Here is a 16,188-nt window from a genome sequence, read left to right as displayed (position 1 = left end):
TTGATGACATTTCGCTCCCTTCCCATGCTGCTGGGCGCGGCCGCACTGGCCACCCAGCTTGCGGCCTGCGACCGCCAGCCCGCCCGCGCCGAGGCGCCGCTGCGCATGGTCAAGCTGATCACCACGTCCACCACCGCCGCCGCAGACTACCGCTTCGTGGCGCTGGTGCGGCAGGCCCGGCGCGCCGACCTGTCGTTCGAGAACGGCGGCAAGCTGGCCGGCGTGATGGTCGATGTCGGCGACACCGTCCGCCGCGGCCAGGTGCTGGCGACGCTCGACCCGGAGCCGGCGCACCTGCAAGTACTGCAAGCCGAGGCCCAGGTGCGCTCCACAGCCGGCCAGTTGCAGGAACGGCGCGATCAGTTGCGCCAGCAGCAGGCCATGCACGCGGACGGCGCCACCTCGAAACTCACCCTCGACGCGGCGCAACTGGCCGTGACGATGGCCGACGCGGCGCACAGCTCGGCCAATGCCGCGCTGCAGCTGGCGTCGCGCGCGCAGCGCCAGGGCGTGCTGCGCGCCCCGTACGCCGGGCGTATCAAGGCGCGCCTGGCCGAACCTGGCGCACTGGCCGCCAGCGGCCAGGCCGTGCTGCAAATCGAAGGCGACAGCCACCTGCAGGTGGTGGCCGATCTGCCTGCCGCGCTGTTGCCTGCATCGCTCAAGCCCGGCGCCGTGGTCGTCGCACGCGGGGCGGACCAGGCGACCGCTGGCTCCGATGCGGCCGACGCCATCAAGCTCACGCTACGCAGCCTGGCCGACCATATCGACGCCGGCGGTACCGTGCAAGCGATCTTCGACCTGCAACCTGGACAGACGCCACGGCGCAGCGGCGAAGCGCTGTCGATCGCGATCGCTTCCGGCGCGCCACAGATCGCCACTCTGCCGTTGACGGCCGTAGCGCAGAGCACGAAGGCAGGCACCGGCCACGTGTTCGTGTATCACCGGACCGGCAACGTGCTCGAACGCCGCGCCGTCGTGCTGGGCCGCCAGCGCGGTGACAGCATCGACGTGACGCAGGGCCTGCGGCCTGGCGAGGAAGTCGCCGGCGCCGGCACCGCGTTCCTGATCGACCGCCAGCGCGTGGTGCCTTACCACTCCGCGTCCACGCTGGCCACCGGGGAGCAGCCATGAACATCACCCGCGCCGCGCTCTCTTCGAGCCGACTGACGATCGTGGTGGCCGTGCTGCTGCTCGTCGTTGGCGTGTTCACGTTTCTCGATTTCCCGTCTCAGGAAGAACCTTCGGTCACGGTGCGCGAAGCCACCGTCGCCGTATCATTTCCCGGCATGCCGGCCACGCAGGTGGCCGACCTGCTGGTCAAGCCGCTCGAAGAGCAGTTGCGCGAGATCGCCGGTATCAAGCGCATCGTCTCCAGTGCGCGCACTGGCAACGCCATCATCCAGCTGACCGCCTACGACAACGTGCGCGACCTGCCGGCGCTGTGGCTGCGCGTGCGCGCCAAGGCGGCCGACGCCAGCGGCGCCATGCCGCAGGGTACCGTCGGCCCCTTCGTCGACGACGATTTCGGCCGCGTGGCCGCCGCGTCGATTGCGGTCACCGCGCCGGGATTCGGCATGAGCGACATGCGCGGGCCACTGCGCGCCATGCGCGCGCAACTCTATACCGTCGATGGCGTGGAGCGCGTGAGCATGCATGGCTTGCAGGAAGACCGCGTATACATTTCCTTCAACCGTGCGCGCCTGGCCGAGGCGGGCCTGGCGCCGGAAGCGGTGATCCAGCAACTGCAAACGCAAAACATCGTCGAGCCGGGCGGCTTGACGGCGGTGGCCGGCCTGTCCATGTCGCTGGGCACGACCGGCATGCTCACCAGCGTGGAGTCGCTGCGCCAGGTGCCGATCCGCGTCAAGGGCGCGTCCGGCGCGCGCACTGTGCGCCTGGCCGACCTGGCGGACGTGCGGGTGATGCCAGCCGACCCACCCGACAGTGCCGCCATCTACCAGGGCAAGCCGGCCGTGGTGATGGCGGTGTCGATGGCGGCCGGACGCAGTATGGAGGACTTCGGCAAGTCCTTGCGCGTGGGCCTGGACCGCGCCAGGGCGCAGCTGCCGGTGGGCTTCCAGCTGCACATCGTGACGTTCCAGCCCGACGTGGTGGCGCGCGAAATGAGCAAGATGCACCATGTGATGGGCGAGACGGTCGTGATCGTGATGGCCGTGGTGATGCTGTTCCTGGGCTGGCGTACGGGCCTGATCGTGGGCGCCATCGTGCCGCTCACCATTCTGGCAGCGCTGATCGCGATGCGCGCCCTGAATGTGGAGTTGCAGACGGTGTCGATCGCCGCCATCATCCTGGCGCTCGGCCTGCTGGTGGATAACGGCATCGTGATCGCCGAAGACATCGAACGGCGCCTGGTGGCCGGCGAAGACCGCGCGCACGCCTGCGAGGAAGCGGGCCGAACGCTGGCCATTCCCCTGCTTACGTCGTCGCTGGCCATTATCCTGGCATTCTCGCCGTTCTTCTTCGGCCAGACCTCCACCAACGAATACCTCCAGTCACTGGCTATCGTGCTGGCCGTGACCCTGCTTGGCTCCTGGCTGCTCAGCATCACGGTCACGCCGCTGCTGTGTTTCCACTTTGCGACGGTGGAGCCGCTGCACGCCGGTGCGGAACACTACGATACCCGCTTCTATCGCGGCTACCGCACCGTGATCACCACGCTCCTGGACCATAAGCTGCTGTTCATCGGCACCATGACCCTGGCACTGGCCGGCGCGGTGACGGTGCTGGCGTCGATACCATACGATTTCCTGCCGCGCTCCGACCGGCTGCAGTTCCAGATCCCGGTGACCTTGCAGCCGGGCGTGGACTCGCGCGTGACGCTGCAAACGGTGCGCACCCTGAGTACGTGGCTGGGCGACCGCAAAGCCAATCCCGAGGTGGTCGACAGCATCGGCTACGTGGCCGATGGCGGTCCGCGCATCGTGCTCGGACTGGCGCCCACCCTGCCGGCACCCAATATCGCCTACTTCACGGTCAGCGTGAAACCAGGCACTGACGTCGACGCCGTGATCGACCGTGTGCGCCGCCACACTCTGGCGACCATGCCCAACGTGCGTGCCGAACCGAAGCGATTCTCGCTGGGATCGACCGAGTCGGGCGTGGTGGCCTACCGCGTGACGGGACCGGATCAGGAAGTGTTGCAGCGGATTGCGCAACGCATCGCCGAGCGCCTGCGCGAGTTGCCGGGTAGCATGGACGTGCACGATGACTGGGAGGCGCGCGTGCCGCGCTATGTGATCGAGGTGGACCAGGTCAATGCCCGCCGCGCCGGTGTGTCCAGCGCCGACATCGCCAAAGCACTGCAATTGCGCTACGGTGGCGCTACCGTCACCGGCATCCATGATGACGGCGTGACGGTGCCGGTAGTGCTGCGCGGCGATGCCAGCGAGCGTGGCGCCCCGGAGGAAACCATGGTCTTCCCGGCCGAGGGCACGCCAGTGCCGCTAGGCTCGGTGGCACGGGTGACCACCGGCAGCGAGCCGTCGGTGATCATCCGCCGCGACCTGGCGCCGGCGGTCACGGTCACCGGCCGCCATCCCGGCATGACGGCAAGCGAAATCGCCGACACGCTGGCCGGCGACATTGCCACCATCAAGCTGGAGCCAGGTTACAAGATCAAGCTGGGCGGAGAATTGGAAGACTCTGCTGAAGTCAACCAGGCGCTGCTCGGTTTCATGCCGCATGCGCTATGCGCGATCATGCTGTTGTTCGTGTGGCAGTTCAATTCGCTGCGCAAGGTGGTGATCGTGGCGTCCAGCGTGCCGTTCGTGCTGATCGGCGCGGCCACCGCGCTGCTGCTCACCGGCTATCCGTTCGGTTTCATGGCAACCTTTGGCCTGCTTGCGCTGGCCGGCATCATCGTCAACAACGCGGTGCTGCTGCTCGAGCGGATCGATGCGGAACTCGACACCGGCTGTACCCGGCGCGAAGCAGTGGTGGCCGCGGCCATCAAGCGCTTCCGTCCGATCCTGATGACCAAGCTGACCTGCATCGTGGGCCTGGTGCCGCTGATGCTGTTCGCCGGGCCGCTGTGGACCGGTATGGCGATCACCATGATCGGCGGGCTGGCATTGGGCACGCTGGTGACGCTGGGGTTGATACCGGTGGCCTACGACTTGCTGTTTTCGCTGCGCACTAAGCCGGCAGCGTAAGCACGATCTCCAACCCGCCACCACTGCGGTTGCGACACGCCAGCGCACCGCTGTGGCTCTCGCAAATTGCGGCAGCGATCGCCAGTCCCAGGCCGCTGCCGCCCAGGTGCCGCGAACGCGAATCCTCGGCGCGCCAGAAGCGGTCAACCGCGCGCGACAGATGGTTTTCGTCCATGCCGGGGCCGCGGTCGGCCACGACGATGCACGCCATGTCGCCTTCCGCGTACGCCGTTATGTCCAGTACGCCGCCATCGCTGGCGTAGCGCAGCACGTTTTCAATCAGGATCGAGACCGTCTGGCCGACGCGGTCGCGGTCCGCCCGCAGCGTCAGTGCGGGGTCGCAGCGCGTGTGCACGACCAGTCCCGTCGCGGCAATACGCAGCGTGGCCCACTCCAGCCTTTCGAGCAACAGCTCGCGCACGCTGAAGTGATCGATTTCCAGCCCTAACTGTCCTGCCCGAGCCAACGACATCAGGTGCAGGTCGCCGACCAGCCGGTTGATCTGTTCCAGCTGGGCGTGTACTTTGCGCAATTGATCGGGTTCCAGCGGGAACACGTCGTCGAGGATTGCCTGAAGGCGCCCCATGGCTGCGTTGAGCGGTGTGCGCAGCTCGTGCGCCAGCATGACACTTGACTCTTCAAGTTCGCGCTCGTACTGGGCAAGGCGGCGCCCCATGTCATTGAAATTGTCGGTCAGCTCCGCCAGTTCTTGCGGCGCTCGTGGCGCTGACGCCAGGTGGATCGAAAAATCCCCATCGCGCACCTTGCGCACGGCCGCGCTCAGCACGGTGAACTGGCGCGAGATTGAGCGTGACACCAGCAACGCGCTGATGATGATGAAAGGTGTGACGATGGCCACCATTGCCGCCACCATCCACCATTCCTCGCCGGGCAGGCCTGGCAGGAACAGTGCGATGTTGTAATGCTCGCGTAACAAGCTCCAGATCAGGTCGGCATTTTCCTGTGGTGCCTGGAGCAGCATTTCCATCTGTGCGCGCACATCCAGCGGAATCTTCTGGATGTAGCTGTTCTCTTTTCCCTTGAGGTACACCCACATCGCCAGCGCGATCACCACCACCGCAATGATCGCCAGCGTGCTCATGCGTAGACCCATCCACACCCACAGCGGTACGCCCTGGCGCCGCCATTTCCGAATGAGGCCTCGCATGTTTACTGGAACCTGTAGCCGACTGAGCGCACGGTCAGCAGCACGTTGACGAGGCCATGAACGCCAAGTTTCCTGCGCAGGTTGGAGATGTGCGTATCGACCACGCGCTCAAGGGCGTCGCTGTCGGGCAGGCAGGCTGCCAGCAATTCGCTGCGGGTAAACGCCTTGAACGGCGCGCGCAGCATGATGGTCAGCAGATGAAATTCGGTGGGAGTGAGGTCGAGCTCATGTTCCTGCGCGGCGCGATCCACGATCACTGCCTTGAACGATGCCGTATCGACGGTGAGCAGACCATGCCGCATCACGCTGCCGGCGCCCACACGCGGCTGCCAGCGACGCAATACCGCGTGGGTCCGCGCCACCACTTCTTTCGGGCTGTAGGGCTTGACCACGTAATCGTCGGCGCCATAGCGCAGCGCGCCCAGTTTTTCCGGTTCGTCGCCGATGGCGGACACCATGATCACTGGCGTGTCGCCGCAGCGGCGGATATGCGACAGTACGTCGGTGCCGGACAGGCGTGGCAGCATCAGGTCGAGCAACACCAGATCCGGCTGCCAACTCGTATACAGATCGACTGCCTGTACGCCGTCCCTGGCGATTTCCACTTCGAAGTCGTCACGCCGCAGATAGGCCTCAAGAATACTGGCGCTGTCAGCGTCGTCTTCCACGATCAGGATGCGCTTGCTGGATGGGTGGTTGGTATTCATCTTTGGTATGGGGGAGCTGATCGGCAGTGGAGGGCGCTACCCTCGGAATTATAGGTGATTATCCGTCCCAGCCGAGTGTCGATGTCCCCCTGTGCTTCGGGGGTACTCAAGCAGCCATGGCACCAACATCAGATTTCGACGATTCACCGAAATCGTTTGATCATCGATCCTCCGATACATGGAAGAAAAGAGCCTCGCACGTTCAATGCTGTTCGATCGCTCAAAAACACCATTACGTCGATTCCGCTTGCGTCATGGATCATCGCAAGTGACGGTCGGCACAATGAAGATGCTGACGTAGCCGCAGCCTGCGGCCAAACGGACACAGGGCAGGGTGCCATTTTGGCGGTATTTGCCGAGCTGCCCAGCGATCCTCGGAATTTTTCAAGCTGTTGTTTCCTCCCCCTCACTTTTTCTCTCTTGATATTTCTTCTTGCTTTTACTGATATATTACATTTACTATTCTGATATATCAGAGTGCGCCAGTTTGGTGCCACGACAAAACATAGCGCGATGCCCGTCGCGCGCAGCAAGGAGATAGCTACGATGACCGAGTTCATGAATCAGGATTTTCTTCTCACCACCGAGACGGCCCGCAAGCTGTACCACGAAGTGGCGGCCGACCTGCCGATCATCGATTACCACTCGCATTTGCAGCAGGGCGAGATCGCCAGCCGCAAGACCTTCCGCAACATCGCCGAGTTGTGGCTGGCGGGCGACCATTACAAATGGCGCCTGATGCGCACGGCCGGCGTGGCCGAGGAGTTCATCACGGGCGCGCGTTCGGACCAGGAAAAATTCCGCGCCTTCTGCAAGGTGCTGCCATTGGCCATCGGCAATCCGATCCACCACTGGAGCCATCTGGAGCTGCGCCGCATCTTCAATATCGACTTGCTGATCAATGAAGCGAATGCGGACGCCATCTGGGAGCAGGCCAACGCCATGCTGGCAACGATGGATACCTGGTCGTTGCTGGAACAGGCTGGCGTGGAAATCGCCTGCACCACCGACGATCCGGCCGACGACCTGCTGCAGCATGCGCAAATCGCCGCCTCCGGCCTGAAGACGCGCGTGCTGCCCGCCTACCGTCCGGACAAGGCCATGCGCATCAACCAGCCGCGTTTCCCCGAGTATCTGCAGCGCCTGAGCGCCGTGGCCGATGTTCCCGTCACCTCGTTTGCCTCGCTGATCGCCGCGCTGGCCGTGCGCGTGGAATTCTTCCATTCTCGCGGTGCGCGCATCTCGGACCACGCCGTCGACGTGACCCTGCCCGTGCAGGCGGCCAGCGCCGAGGAACTCGAAGCGCTGTTCGCCAAGCGCCTGCAAGGCACCTTGCTCAGCGACGCGGAAAATGGCTTGTACTTGCGCGGCCTGCTGGAAGCGATCGGCCGCGTGTATGCGAACTATGGCTGGACCATGTGCCTGCACATCGGCGCGCAGCGCAACAACAACGACCGCATGCGCGGCTTGCTGGGCCCGGACACGGGCTATGACTCGATCTCGGACATGGGCTGCAGTGCCGGCCTGGCCTCCCTGCTCAACGCCCTGGACCTGGACGACCGCCTGCCGAAAACCATGCTGTTCTGCCTGAACCCGAACATGAATGAAGTGCTGTCTACGATGGTGGGCAACTTCCAGGATGGCACGGTGGCGGGCAAGCTGCAGTTCGGCCCGGCCTGGTGGTTCAACGACCACAAGGAAGGCAACCTGCAGCAGCTGGTCGGCTTCGGCAATCACAGCGTGCTGGGCGTGTTCGTCGGCATGGTGACCGATTCGCGCAGCTTCGCTTCCTACCCGCGTCACGACTACTTCCGCCGCCTGGTGTGCCGCCAGATCGGCGAATGGGTGCAGGGGGGGGAGTACCCGAACGATTTCGAGGCGCTGGCCACCATCGTGCGCGGCATCTGCTACGAAAACGCGCAAAAGTATTTTCAGCTGTAATCCCTCAGCCGCCGCCAGGAATTAGTCATGCAAAAAGTATTGTGTATCCATCCAGACGACGACATGCTGGTCGCCTTGTCCGACCTGGCCGCTGGGGAAGTGGTGAACTGGGAAGGTGAGTCCATCCTCATCAGCAGCGCCGTCAAAACCAAGCACAAGCTGTCCCGCCGCGCTTTCGCGGCCGGCGATATCCTGCGCCTGTACGGCGTCCCCGTCGGCAAGGCCACGGTGGCCATCCGCCGCGGCGAAGCCGTCACCACGGACAACCTGCACCATTACGCGGCCGAAGTGGAGCTGGAAGCACAAGCGCCCTACACCTGGACGCCGCCTGACGTGGCGCGGTTTGACGGCGCCACCTTCCCCGGCGTGGTGCGCGCCGACGGCAGGGTGGGTACGGCCAATTACTGGCTGATCTTCCCTCTCGTCTTCTGCGAGAACCGCAACGTCGAGCACTTGCGCAATGCGCTTGAAGCGCCGCTCGGCTACACGCGCAACGACCTCGCTTCGTTCACCTTGTCACTGCTGGGTGAAGACATGGAAGCGCCGAAACCCGTCGTGCGCCCTTTCCCGAACCTCGACGGCGTGCGCATCATCACGCACAACGGCGGCTGCGGCGGCACGCGCGCCGATGCGCGCTCGCTGTGCAAGATTTTATCGGCTTACGCCGACCATCCGAACGTGGCGGGCATCACGGTGTTCAGCCTTGGTTGCCAGAATGCGCAGATCGCCATGTTCCAGGAAGCGCTGGCGAAACAGAACCCGCATTTCGACAAGCCCTGCCTGATCTACGAGCAGCAGAAATGGGATAGCGAAGACGCCATGATGAAGGCCGTGCTGACGGACACCCTGGCGCAGCTGAAGGAAGCGAACAAGGTGGTGCGCCAGCCGGTGCCGCTGTCGCACCTGAAGATCGGCGTCAAGTGCGGCGGCTCGGACGGCTTTTCCGGCATTTCCGCCAACCCTGCCATGGGCCTGGTGTCGGACATGGTGGTGGCCGTGGGCGGTGCCTCCATCCTGGCCGAATTCCCTGAACTGTGCGGCGTCGAGGCAAACCTGATCGAACGCTGCGAGAACGACGACGACAAGCGCCGTTTTCTGGGCCTGATGCGCGACTTCGAAGCGCGCGCCGAAGCGGTGGGTACGCATTTCGCCGACAACCCCAGCCCCGGCAATATCCGCGATGGTCTGATTACCGACGCGATGAAATCGGCCGGTGCGGCAAAAAAGGGCGGTACCTCGCCCATCGTCTCGGTACTCGATTACGGCGAGCAAAGTCCGAAGCCGGGTCTGTCGCTGCTGTGCACGCCGGGCGGTGATGTCGAATCGGTGACGGGCATCGTCGCCTCGGGCGCCAATGTGGTGCTGTTTTCCACGGGCCTGGGCACGCCGACGGGCAACCCCATCGTGCCGGTGCTGAAAATTTCCAGCAACACCCGCGTCGCCAAAAAACTGTCGGACCTGATCGACTACGACTGCGGCCCCGTGATCGAAGGCGCGCCCTTGCCGGAAGTGGCCAACGGCCTGTTCGACATGGTGGTGGCGACCGCCGGCGGCCAGTACACGGCCAAGGCTGACCGCCTGCAGCAGTACGACTTCATTTTCTGGAAACGCGACATTTCACTGTGAACGATATTCCCATGCAAGCATTGCGCCGCAGTACACCGTTCGACCTGCCGATTAAGATCCTGCAATTCGGCCAGGGCAATTTCATGCGCGGCTTTTTTGACTGGCAGGTCGACCTGCTCAACGAACGCAGCGGCCTGAATGCGGGCGTGGTCGTGGTGCGCCCGCGTGGCGGCAGCGGCTCGCCCCTGCTCGACGTGCAGGATGGCTTGTTTACCACCGTCGTGCGCGGCCTCGATGAGGCGGGCCAGCCCGTCAGCACCTGCCGCACCATCTCTTGCGTGCAGCGCGAAATCGATCCGGCCAGCATGTATGGCGACTACCTGGCGCTGGCCAGCCTGCCCGAACTGCGCTTCATCGTCTCGAACACTACCGAGGCGGGCATCGTCACCAACGACAGCGATGCCTTCGACGCCGCGCCGCCATCGAGCTTCCCCGCCAAGCTGGCACGCCTGCTGTCCGACCGCTACGCGTATTTTGAGGGCGACCGCACAAAAGGCGTGGTACTGCTGCCGTGCGAACTGATCGAACAGAATGGCCCGGCTTTGAAGGCGGCCGTGCTGCACTTCGCCCGCCTGTGGCAGCTCGACGCGGGCTTTGCCGACTGGCTCGACAACGCCTGCGTCTTTTGCTCGACGCTGGTCGACCGCATCGTCACCGGCTATCCGCAAGAAGACGCCACCGCCATCGAGGCGCAGCTCGGCTATCGCGACCAGTTCCTGGTGGCGGCCGAATATTATTATCTGTTCGTCATCGAAGGCCCCGCATCGCTGGCCGATGAACTGAAGCTGGCGGGCGCGAACCTGAATATCCTGCTGGTCGACGACATCGCGCCCTATAAAAAGCGCAAGGTGGGCATCCTCAACGGCGGCCATACGGCGCTGGTGCCCGTGGCCCTGCTGGCTGGCCTGGAAACCGTGGGCGAGGCCGTCAATGACGCGCAAGTGGGCGGCTACCTGTCCGATACCCTGGCCCAGGAAATCATCCCCGCGCTGCCGCTGCCGCAAGACGAACTGCAGCAGTTTGCGCGCGACGTGCTGCTGCGCTTCCGCAACCCGTATATCCAGCACCGCCTGGCGTCCATCGCCCTCAACAGCTGGAGCAAGTTCGCCGCCCGCATCGCGCCGCAGCTGCTGCGCTACGTGGCGTTGCATGGACATTTGCCGCAGCGCCTGGTGCTGGCGCTGGCTGCCACCATGCGCCTGTACCGCGGCGACGTCATTGCCTTGTCCGACGATGCGGCCACCCTGGCGTGGTTCAGGCAGAACTGGGCCGATGTCGATGCCGGCCGGCTGAGCTTGCAACAGCTGGCGCAGGGCTGGCTGGCGCAGGAAAACGTGTGGGGCCGCGACATGAACGCGGTGCCAGGCCTGGCGCAAGCCGTGGCCACGGCCCTGCAGAACATCGCTTCGCAGGGCATGCGCGGCGCCTTGCAGGCACTGTAAAACAGAAAAGCTGGACCGCAACAGAAATACCGCAACACAGCAGCACCCATAAAAACCGAGGCCGAAGGCACTTCCCCAGGAAGGCTGAACGGCCCAAAAAGTGGCGGCGCAGCTGCGCCGCCTTGGATGGATAGAGGGAGATAACATGACTAAAATACGCGGCATGCGCTGGTGGATGGTCGGCCTGGTTACGGCCGGACTGATCGTCAATTACCTGGCGCGCAATACCTTGTCGGTGGCGGCGCCAACGATGATGAGCGAGCTCAATATCACCACGCAGGAGTATTCGTACATCGTGGTGGCGTGGCAGGTGTGCTACGCGCTGATGCAGCCCATCGCCGGCTACGTCATCGACGCCATCGGCACCAAGCTCGGCTTTGCCATCTTCGCACTGGCCTGGTCCGTGGCCTGCGCCTGCGCGGCCATGGCAACGGGCTGGCAAAGCATGGCGCTGTTCCGCGGCATGCTGGGCCTGACCGAGGCGGCCGGCATTCCCGCCGGCGTGAAGGCTACCACCGAGTGGTTTCCTGCCAAGGAGCGCTCGATCGCCATCGGCTGGTTCAACATCGGCTCCTCGATCGGCGCCCTGTGCGCGCCGCCGCTGGTGGTGTGGACCATCCTGCACGGCAGCTGGCAAATGTCCTTCGTCATCGTCGGTGCCATCGGCATCGTCTGGACGGGACTGTGGCTGACCTTCTACAAGCACCCGCGCGACCAGAAGCTGTTGACCGACAAGGAGCGCGACTTCATCCTGGAAGGCCAGGAGCAAAGCGACGCGTCCGGCAACGGCGTGGCGCCGAAGGCGCGCTGGCACCAGATCGTGCGCAGCCGTAATTTCTGGGCCATCGCCATTCCCCGCTTCCTGTCGGAACCGGCATGGCAAACCTTCAATGCGTGGATTCCTTTGTACATGGCCACCGAACGCCATATGAACATCAAGGAAATCGCCATGTTCGCCTGGCTGCCGTTCCTGGCTGCCGATATCGGCTGCGTGCTGGGCGGCTACCTGAGCCCGTGGTTCCACAAATACTGGAAGGTATCGCTGTTCACCTCGCGCAAGCTGGTGGTCATCGTCGGTGCCGTCTGCATGATCGGCCCGGCTTGCATCGGCCTGGTGGCCAGCCCGTACGCGGCCATCGCCCTGCTGTGCGTGGGGGGCTTCGCTCACCAGACTTTATCGGGCGCGCTGTACTCGATCACCTCCGATGTATTCGGCAAGAACGAAGTGGCCACCGCCACGGGGCTGGCCGGCATGTCCGGCTACCTGGGCGCGACGATCTTCACGCTGGTGTTCGGCGTGCTGGTGACCCTGGTCGGCTACAGCCCGCTGTTCATGCTGCTGGCCGTATTCGACCTGGCGGCCGCCGTCGTGGTGTGCATGCTGATACGCGAAAAGATGACGCCAGCCGTGCCGCTGGGTAAGCCGGCCTTCACCTGACGGCCAACCCTCCCTGTTTCCCCCCGCTGTTTCCTGCACCACGCGGTGCGGCGGGGAGCTGTTTTTTTGATGTTTATACATATGCGCCTATCAAGGCGCGAGAAGAGGAGAAGCACATGACACCACTGAACAACCGTTGTACCCGCCGTGTCCTGGCGGCAGCGATCCTGGCGGCCTTGTCCGGCAGCGCGCTGGCTGAGGGTATCCTGGAAAACCGCCATGTCGAAACGCGCATCTACGGTTTCCTGAACGGCGAGATCGAATCGGTGAAAGCCGAAGGCGGCCCCACTCCCTACGGCAGCCGTGGCCGCGTCTCGGACGGCAATTCGCGCATCGGCTTTGCCGGTTCGATCGGCATCAAGGGCGACGTGCGCGGCCTGTGGCAGATCGAAGGCAGTCTGAACAACTTTGACGAAGGCGGCATCAATGGCCAGGGTAAATCGTCGACCATCGAATCGCGCAATACCTTCGTCGGTATCGAGAGCAAGCGCTTCGGCCGCTTCATCATCGGTAACAACGATTCCGTCTACCGCAGCCTGGTCGGCTCGGGCGGCGCCCTGGGCGGCAACCTGGGTCTGACGGTGCAGGGTCTGGACGTGTGGAACAACACCTCGGCGCAATTGAGCGGCAATGCCGACAGCCTGTTCGGCCGCGGCGAAGCGCGCTACAAGAATTCGGCGCACTACCTGTCGCCGCAATGGAACGGCTTCCAGGCCGGTGCTTCCTACGGCTTCGATGAAGTGCGCGATACCGGCGACGACCGCGCGCGCTATTCGCTGGCCGCCAAATACAGCATCGGCGCGTTCTCGATCGGCGCCGGCTACGACCGCCAGCAAAACACGGGCGTGGACGTGGAAAACCTGTCGAAGGGTTTTGGCATGCGCAACACTTCGGTGAGCGGCGTGAACACTTCGTTCTACAAGGTTCTGGCGACCTACAAATTCCCGACCAAAACCTCGGTCGGCCTGGGCTTTGAGTCGGGCAGCTACGGCTACGCGCTGCAGTCGCTGCCGACGCCGGGCAATATCTACACGGCCCTGAAAACGGGCAGCATGAAGCAGCGCTCGGTAATGGCGTCGCTCACGCAGGAAGTCGGCTACGACACCACGGTGATGCTGGCCGCCGGCAAGCTGGGCAAGCTCGACAACACCACCTTTGGCCGCCCCGACGACTTCGGCGCCACGCAAGTATCGGTGGGCGCGACCTACAAGATCGACGAACAGTTCATGCCCTATGTGTACTTCACGCGCATCAACAACAAGTCGCAGCAAAACGTCAACCTGGGCCAGTCGCCGCTGCACAGCAACAAGGCCGGCACGGACGACGCCTTCCTGGCGCCAGGTAATTCGCCACGCGCCTTCGGCATCGGCCTGATCGCCCGCTTCTAAACCTTGTTTTCAAAAAGAAGCCGGCGCAAGCCGGCATACAGCGCGCCTCAGAGCGTGCTCCCATCAGGAGATACATACATGAAGTCAGGTATCAAACAACTTAATACTGGCTGGACGCAGGCATGCGTCGCCCTGCCGCTGGCCGTCATGCTGGCCGCTTGCGGCGGCGGTGGCGATACCAAGGGCGAAACCGCCACCAGCTATACCCCGGGCAGCGTCTACCAGGTAGGCACGACCTCGTTCGATCCGGACCTGCCGGCCGAACCGACCCTGCCGAAAGACACGCAAGTGTGCGCCACGCTTGAAGCATCGCCGAACCTGGTGCGCCGTCCGGACGGCTCGCTGCCGCCGGAAGCCGACCCGTCGAAGCCGGGCGTCGGCGTCGTCGTCACCACGGCCACGGCCAATCCTGACCAGGCCCGCATCCAGGCAGCGCTCGACGCCTGCGGCGCCGCCGTCGATGCCGAAGTGGGCGCAAAGATCGCCGCCGCTGACGCGGCCGCCACGGCCGCGCAAAAGACTGCCAACGTCAAGAACGTGAATATCGCCGGCGTTACGGGCGAGGAACTGGCCAAGCCGGAATACCGCGGTAGCAAGTTTGCCGTGCGCCTGGTGGTCAACGGCTCGGGCGTGGGCGATGGCTTCATCAGCGGTCCCTTGACCCTGCCATCGGGCGTGACCTTGTGGATCGACAAGGGCGTGACCCTGTACGCCTCGCGCGACGTGACCACGTATTCACCGAATCCGGCCGGACCGTACTGCGGCAACACGGCTGTCAGCTCGACCAAGGCCGGCAGCTCGGGCAACTGTTCGGCGCTGATCAACGGTAACAACCTGGTCAACTCGGCCGTCATGGGCGATGGTTCGATCGACAGCCGCGCGTATGCGGAAATCGTCACCACCAACAAGCTGTACCCGCTGATGAAGGTCGACATGACCTGCTCGAACACCTATGCCATGTACGCCACGGGCAAGCAGGCGGCGGACGGCGTGTCGTGCGATAACGGCGGCACCGTCGTCGACTCGAAATCGTCGGCACGCAACATGAGCTGGTGGGACCTGGCCTTCCTGGGCAACATGGTGCAGAACGGCGTGACGGGCACGGGCTCGCAGTCGAATTTCCGCATGATGGTGTTCAACTATGCGAAAAACCTGACCCTGTACCGCATCTCGCTCAACAACAGCGCCAACTTCCACGTCGTTCCGAGCGGCGTCGATGGCTTGACCGTGTGGGGCGTGAAAGTGCAGACGCCGACCCTGGCGGCCTTCGCCAATCCGGCCGGCAACGGCAACCCGCTGTACAACGGCGATACCTATAACGCGGACAACGTCAAGAACACCGATGCGTTCGATCCGGGTGCGGCCGGCAAGGCCATCTCGGGCAAGCTGGCCACCGGCAGCAAGACCACGTCGACGGGCGCCATGTCGTTTGACGGCTACCTGAAGAACTTCGTCTTTGCGTATAACTTCGTCAGCACGGGAGACGATGACGTGGCCCTGAAAGGTAGCGCCAATCCCTCGCCGCCCGGCTCGGGCCTGTTCGCCATCGACGGCAAGCGCGATGTGCGTTCGGACCGCAAGCACGGTATCGTGATCGCGCATAACCACATTTATTGGGGCCATGGCATTTCGGTCGGCAGTGAAACGAATGCGGGCGTGAGCAACGTCGAGGTGTACGACAATTCGTTCACGCATTCGGAAGAAGGCTTGCGCATCAAGTCGGATTATGCGCGCGGTGGCGAAGTGAGCAACGTCCACTACCGCAATATCTGCATCCGCGACGCCTTGAACGCGCTGCTGTTTACCACCTACTACAGCACCAAGGCGCTGCCGACGGCAGGTCCGCAATACCCGAACTTCCACGACATTACGCTCGATAACGTGCGCATCCTGGGCAATACGGCCATCAAGCTGCAGGGCTTCAAGGCCAATACGGGCGGTTTCGACAATCCGCAGTATCCTCTGGTGATGTCGTTGAGTAACGTGGTGACGGATGCGCCGAACGGCACGACGATGACGTCGTCGGATGCGAACCTGACGATCAAGGGCACCAATTTGCCTATTTTCGCCAATGCCGCTGAACGCGTGAAGGTCAACGGCACGGCCACGCAGGCGGTGGATGTCGACAAGGTGGTCGACTGCAGCAAGGCCTTCGTTGATTTCCCGGCCATCGGCCAGTCGAACCTGTTTGGCTCGACCTGGGACAAGAAGTAAGCCCGCAGCGCCGGGCTGAGTAGCACCGCGCCGCGCCGGCATCCCGAACGATGGCCGGCGCGGCGCCGCTCTGAATCGATGGAAAATTG

The 16,188-nt window shown here is 63.8% G+C and carries 10 protein-coding genes; 8 read left to right on the top strand and 2 right to left on the bottom strand.

Features of this window, described 5'->3' with window-relative positions:
* Positions 1 to 3 precede the first annotated feature (3 nt).
* Entirely contained in the window at positions 4 to 1,134 is a 1,131-nt protein-coding gene (locus CLU91_RS09300) for an efflux RND transporter periplasmic adaptor subunit (RefSeq protein ID WP_157814661.1), read from the top strand.
* On the top strand, positions 1,131 to 4,175 hold the full coding sequence (locus tag CLU91_RS09295) for an efflux RND transporter permease subunit (protein WP_100873924.1): 3,045 nt from the start codon (positions 1,131 to 1,133) through the stop codon (positions 4,173 to 4,175). Before CLU91_RS09300 ends, CLU91_RS09295 begins: the two co-directional genes overlap by 4 nt.
* Here CLU91_RS09295 and CLU91_RS09290 read toward each other — a convergent pair.
* Positions 4,159 to 5,277 (bottom strand): sensor histidine kinase, encoded by a 1,119-nt coding sequence (locus CLU91_RS09290; RefSeq protein WP_198521290.1) that lies wholly within the window; start codon positions 5,275 to 5,277, stop codon positions 4,159 to 4,161. The two genes, CLU91_RS09295 and CLU91_RS09290, sit on opposite strands and share 17 nt — an antisense overlap.
* 68 nt (positions 5,278 to 5,345) lie before the next feature.
* Complete coding sequence (locus CLU91_RS09285) at positions 5,346 to 6,050, bottom strand: response regulator (protein WP_100873922.1); 705 nt, start codon at positions 6,048 to 6,050, stop codon at positions 5,346 to 5,348.
* Between the two features lie 546 nt (positions 6,051 to 6,596).
* Between CLU91_RS09285 and uxaC the strand changes: the two genes are divergently transcribed.
* The 6 genes from uxaC (at position 6,597) to CLU91_RS09255 (ending at position 16,099) form a co-directional block, all read left to right on the top strand.
* Positions 6,597 to 7,991, top strand: coding sequence for a glucuronate isomerase (gene uxaC, locus CLU91_RS09280; protein WP_100873921.1), 1,395 nt, complete (start codon positions 6,597 to 6,599; stop codon positions 7,989 to 7,991).
* A gap of 27 nt (positions 7,992 to 8,018) precedes the next feature.
* On the top strand, positions 8,019 to 9,617 hold the full coding sequence (locus CLU91_RS09275; RefSeq protein WP_100873920.1) for a UxaA family hydrolase: 1,599 nt from the start codon (positions 8,019 to 8,021) through the stop codon (positions 9,615 to 9,617).
* Between the two features lie 11 nt (positions 9,618 to 9,628).
* Positions 9,629 to 11,059, top strand: a complete 1,431-nt coding sequence (locus tag CLU91_RS09270; protein WP_100873919.1) for a tagaturonate reductase — start codon at positions 9,629 to 9,631, stop codon at positions 11,057 to 11,059.
* A gap of 145 nt (positions 11,060 to 11,204) precedes the next feature.
* Positions 11,205 to 12,497, top strand: coding sequence for an MFS transporter (locus tag CLU91_RS09265; protein WP_100873918.1), 1,293 nt, complete (start codon positions 11,205 to 11,207; stop codon positions 12,495 to 12,497).
* A 116-nt stretch (positions 12,498 to 12,613) separates the two neighbouring features.
* Positions 12,614 to 13,885 (top strand): porin, encoded by a 1,272-nt coding sequence (locus CLU91_RS09260; RefSeq protein ID WP_100873917.1) that lies wholly within the window; start codon positions 12,614 to 12,616, stop codon positions 13,883 to 13,885.
* A 147-nt stretch (positions 13,886 to 14,032) separates the two neighbouring features.
* Positions 14,033 to 16,099, top strand: coding sequence for a glycoside hydrolase family 28 protein (locus CLU91_RS09255; protein ID WP_232730911.1), 2,067 nt, complete (start codon positions 14,033 to 14,035; stop codon positions 16,097 to 16,099).
* Positions 16,100 to 16,188: the final 89 nt, after the last annotated feature.

The sequence above is a fragment of the Janthinobacterium sp. 64 genome (genome assembly GCF_002813325.1).
Taxonomy (GTDB): Bacteria; Pseudomonadota; Gammaproteobacteria; order Burkholderiales; family Burkholderiaceae_D; genus Janthinobacterium.
This window is presented reverse-complemented; position numbering and strand designations above follow the sequence as displayed.

Bases quoted from the DNA above. Each gene is read 5' to 3' on its own strand.
- CLU91_RS09300 (WP_157814661.1), top strand. From the start codon at position 4: ATGACATTTCGCTCCCTTCCCATGCTGCTGGGCGCGGCCGCACTGGCC.
- CLU91_RS09295 (WP_100873924.1), top strand. From the start codon at position 1,131: ATGAACATCACCCGCGCCGCGCTCTCTTCGAGCCGACTGACGATCGTG.
- CLU91_RS09290 (WP_198521290.1), bottom strand. From the start codon at position 5,277: ATGAGCACGCTGGCGATCATTGCGGTGGTGGTGATCGCGCTGGCGATG.
- CLU91_RS09285 (WP_100873922.1), bottom strand. From the start codon at position 6,050: ATGAATACCAACCACCCATCCAGCAAGCGCATCCTGATCGTGGAAGAC.
- uxaC (WP_100873921.1), top strand. From the start codon at position 6,597: ATGACCGAGTTCATGAATCAGGATTTTCTTCTCACCACCGAGACGGCC.
- CLU91_RS09275 (WP_100873920.1), top strand. From the start codon at position 8,019: ATGCAAAAAGTATTGTGTATCCATCCAGACGACGACATGCTGGTCGCC.
- CLU91_RS09270 (WP_100873919.1), top strand. From the start codon at position 9,629: ATGCAAGCATTGCGCCGCAGTACACCGTTCGACCTGCCGATTAAGATC.
- CLU91_RS09265 (WP_100873918.1), top strand. From the start codon at position 11,205: ATGACTAAAATACGCGGCATGCGCTGGTGGATGGTCGGCCTGGTTACG.
- CLU91_RS09260 (WP_100873917.1), top strand. From the start codon at position 12,614: ATGACACCACTGAACAACCGTTGTACCCGCCGTGTCCTGGCGGCAGCG.
- CLU91_RS09255 (WP_232730911.1), top strand. From the start codon at position 14,033: ATGCTGGCCGCTTGCGGCGGCGGTGGCGATACCAAGGGCGAAACCGCC.